This is a genomic window from Clostridium sp. C105KSO13 (genome assembly GCF_001517425.1).
Lineage (GTDB): Bacteria > Bacillota > Clostridia > Lachnospirales > Lachnospiraceae > Muricomes.
The window spans coordinates 1-2,782 of the sequence record NZ_FBWL01000110.1 but is presented as its reverse complement, the minus strand read 5'-3'; the positions used below and the strand labels follow the sequence as shown (position 1 = coordinate 2,782).

Annotated in this window: 3 protein-coding genes; all 3 read left to right on the top strand. The window is 44.3% G+C overall.

The features are described 5' to 3' along the window. The first annotated feature begins 141 nt into the window (after window positions 1-141). The 3 genes from BN3456_RS00930 to BN3456_RS00920 all read left to right on the top strand — a co-directional run bounded on the left by BN3456_RS00930 (window position 142) and on the right by BN3456_RS00920 (window position 2,668). Window positions 142-555 (top strand): IS66 family insertion sequence element accessory protein TnpA, encoded by a 414-nt coding sequence (locus tag BN3456_RS00930; protein ID WP_089982100.1) that lies wholly within the window; start codon window positions 142-144, stop codon window positions 553-555. Beyond that, complete coding sequence (gene tnpB / locus BN3456_RS00925; protein ID WP_089982098.1) at window positions 549-917, top strand: IS66 family insertion sequence element accessory protein TnpB; 369 nt, start codon at window positions 549-551, stop codon at window positions 915-917. Before BN3456_RS00930 ends, tnpB begins: the two co-directional genes overlap by 7 nt. 128 nt (window positions 918-1,045) lie before the next feature. After that, window positions 1,046-2,668, top strand: a complete 1,623-nt coding sequence (locus BN3456_RS00920) for an IS66 family transposase (RefSeq protein WP_089982097.1) — start codon at window positions 1,046-1,048, stop codon at window positions 2,666-2,668. The last annotated feature ends 114 nt before the right edge of the window (window positions 2,669-2,782 follow it).

Sequence of the window (2,782 nt, the reverse complement as noted above, 5' to 3'; positions counted from 1 at the left end):
GTAACCGCAAAATAAATCAGCGGGTTTTACATTGGTAAAAAATCTGTCATAATGATAGAAATGCAAGCATTTTACTTCAGCTTGGCGGCTAGGAAGTTATAAATGCAAGCGTTTTACTTTCATTATGGAGGTACATAGATTATGTCATTATCCAGAATTCCAGTAGATGAACAATATCGCCTCATTACGGAATGCCGTCAGAGTGGCCTTTCCGATTACCAGTGGTGTTTGGAGCATGATATAAAGCCGGGGACTTTTTACAACTGGGTCAGGCGGATTCGTCAAAAAGGGATTTTTGACATTCCGGCATCTCCTAAAAAAGCTGCATATAAATCAACTTCAAAGCAGGAAGTTGTCAGGCTGGATTTAAATCGGGACACGAATGCTATATCACTCTATGAGCCGGAACAAGTAACTACAGACGGCAGCCTGATGGTACAGTTTTCTGCCACATTGGAACTGGAAATCCAAGGTAGTCACATGCGTGTTACAAATGAAGTGGACCCAGCACTTCTTGCCCAGACAATCCAGATATTGAAAGGCTTGGCATGCTAGGCGATATCACTACCGCAGATGAAATATACATTGTATGTGGTTACACGGATATGCGTAAATCCATTGATGGCCTTTGTGCCGTTATACAGGATCAGCTGAAGATGGACCCACGCTGTAGTGCTCTTTACCTCTTTTGCGGCAGGCGTTGTGACAGAATCAAAGCGATTTTATGGGAAGGCGATGGCTTTGTCATGCTCTACAAAAGGATGGAGGCACAAGGACGTTTCCGATGGCCGAGAAACTCCGATGAAGTCAGAACCCTTTCCTGGCAGCAATTCGATTGGCTCATGTCCGGGTTAGAAATTGAACAGCCAAAAGCCTTCAAACTCTCTGAAAATGTGGATAAATTTTCACTTGAATAACCTTTTTGACCGCTATGTGGATGAGTTATCCACAAGTTGCTGAAATGGCCTAAAACACTGCATCTTCTGCTTCTTTTCAGGTGCTTTCTATGGTAAAATAGAAGTATCTGAAAAGGAGCAGGAAACCCATGGCCAAAAATGCAAAGGACTCCAAAATCGTGGAGCAAAAAGATACAATAGGGCAATTAAATATGGTCATCAGTACGCAGAATGAATTGATTCAATCCCTTCGTGTAACCCTAGAAGAATGTAACTCTACTATTACAGGGTTGCGTGAACAGGTGGAGTATCTTACACAGAAGCTGTTTGGCACCTCCAGTGAAAAATCAAAGAATCTCGCGGGGCAGTTAAAGCTGTTCGATGAAGCCGAACAGGAAGCACAGCCATTGGATGAAACAGCCGCAGCAGAAAAATTAACTGTCAAAGAACATACACGTCAGGCAAAACGCAGGGGCGAAGAACTCTTCAAGGGCGTTCCCTCCAGGAATGTGGTGGTTCCACTTTCTGAGGAACAGAGGCATTGTGCAGACTGTGGTTCTGAGATGGAAGTTATAGGGAAAGAATTCGTCCGCCGGGAATTCCGTTTTACCCCGGCAAAGGGTGAAGTCATCAATTATTACCGTGAAACGGCTAAATGTCCGAAATGTTCCACTGCTCCCGCAATGGCGCGGAATATTCAGTTTGTAAAAGCAAATGTGCCGGAAGCACTGATCGCCCACAGTTATGCATCTGCGTCTGTAGTTGCCTGGGTCATGTATCAAAAGTATGCTAATGCCATACCACTGTACCGCCAGGAACAGGATTGGAAACAGATGGGTGTTATTCTTTCAAGAGCGACTCTCGCCAACTGGATTATCTACTGTGCTGGGAATTACTTTAGTCCATTGTATGAGTACTTTCATCAAGAACTTTTGAAACGACAGTTCCTGATGGCAGATGAGACCCGGATCCAGGTTCTTAAGGAACCAGGCCGGAATGCGGAGACCGATTCCTATATGTGGCTTTACCGTACTGGTGAAGATGGCCTGCCGCCAATCGTTCTCTACAAGTACACGGAAACCAGAGCCAAGTTCAATGCTAAGGAATTCCTGAAAGGATTCAAAGGCTACCTTGAGACAGACGGTTACCAGGGCTACAATAACCTGCCGGACATTAAACGCTGCTGCTGTTGGGCACATCTTCGCAGATATTTTGTAGAGGCAGTCCCTAAGGGGAAAGAGCTGGATTACAGTGATCCAGCCGCCCAGGCAGTCCAGTACTGCAACCGGCTGTTTGAGTACGAACGGCAGTCGAAGCTAAAAAAGCACACCAGCCAGCAGCGAAAAGAATACCGCCTCCAAAAAGAAAAACCTATATTAGATGCTTTTTGGACATGGATCTCATTGCAGGTTCCCAGAAAGGGAACACGTTATGAGAAAGCGGTGAACTATGCCCAAAACCACAAAGAGCTATTTATGACTTATCTGGAAGATGGAAGATGCAGCTTTTCTAATAACCTGTCCGAAAATTCAATCCGCCCATTTACCTTAGGGCGAAAAAACTGGATGTTTAGCGATACTCCTAAGGGCGCTGAAGCCAGTGCGACCGTATATACAATAGTTGAGATGGCTAAAGCACATAACCTGAACATTTATAAATACCTGAATTATCTGCTGGAGCATCTGCCCTCCACAAAAATGAAAGATGCCGAATTGGCAAAACTGACGCCTTGGAATGAAACCGTTATTACAGCTTGCTCTGGTGCAATGTAGAGTAAAATGCTTGCATCTAGCAAATATAAATGTAGTAAAACGCTTGCAATTCTTACAACCATTGTATAAGAATTGCAAGTTTTTTGGTATCCGCTATTTTATTGAGCGCTTACC